General features: G+C 64.8%; 1 protein-coding gene and 2 pseudogenes. All 3 read left to right on the top strand.

What is annotated here, in order from left to right:
* Nucleotides 1-135: pseudogene (locus tag EN925_RS38285) on the top strand (16S rRNA (cytosine(1402)-N(4))-methyltransferase); the annotation flags it as partial.
* 4 nt (nucleotides 136-139) lie between these two features.
* Nucleotides 140-538 carry a hypothetical protein gene (locus tag EN925_RS38280; protein WP_127385609.1) on the top strand — a complete coding sequence of 133 codons (399 nt, stop codon included), beginning with the start codon at nucleotides 140-142 and terminating at the stop codon, nucleotides 536-538.
* Nucleotides 535-738 (top strand): annotated as a pseudogene (locus EN925_RS38275) (penicillin-binding protein 2); the annotation flags it as partial. The gene EN925_RS38280 and the pseudogene EN925_RS38275, both read left to right, overlap by 4 nt.

Below are 738 nucleotides of genomic sequence, written 5' to 3'. Positions count from 1 at the left end.
GTGGCGGCCAATCCGCGCGCAGCCTGGCCGAACGGGCGCGCGGCGGTCCGCACCCAGGCGCCGGCGCGCGGCAGCGACTTTTCGATTTTCGGCCTTCCAAAGCTTCCCGGTATCGACCGGCCGGGGGAGAGGTAGCTAAGTGTTTCGTACCAGCGACATTGTCCTGATCGCCGTCATGGTTGCGGTCGCGGCCCTTACCTACAAGGCCAAGCGCGAGGCCGAGGAACAATTGGCCGCCGTGCAGAAGATCCATGCGCAGATACGCTATGAGGAGGACACGATCGACCTGCTCAAGGCCGACTGGAGCCTGCTTACCCAGCCGTCGCGGCTGCAGAAGCTCGCCGAACTCTACAAGTCGCAGCTCGAACTCGAGCCGGTCAGCGCCCGCCAGATCGGCGGTGTCGGCGACCTGCCGGTCAAATCCCTTGACATCCAGGACATCTTGTCGGGACGCCAGGGCGGCATGGCTGATAGTTCGGGCGGCAAGGCGCCGTCGGACGGCAGGGATCCCGTGGTGACCGGAGGCATCGCCCAATGATCGGTAAACTGCTGAAACGTCGCGCCAGGACGAGTGAAGATGGATCGATCGTGGTCGAGGGCGCCCGCAAGGCGACCGGCGGCAAGGGCAGGACGCGCATCATCATGACGATGGCGGTGTTCTTCGGCATCTTCTCGACCATATCAGGGCGGCTGGTCTATCTCGGCTTCCAGACCCCCGATATGTCGGGCGGTCCGCAG

The sequence above is a fragment of the Mesorhizobium sp. M7A.F.Ca.US.006.04.2.1 genome, from assembly GCF_004022915.1.
Classification (GTDB): domain Bacteria; phylum Pseudomonadota; class Alphaproteobacteria; order Rhizobiales; family Rhizobiaceae; genus Mesorhizobium; species Mesorhizobium ciceri.
Note: the sequence above shows the minus strand (reverse complement) of the source record. Positions and strands in the feature narration are given on the sequence as shown.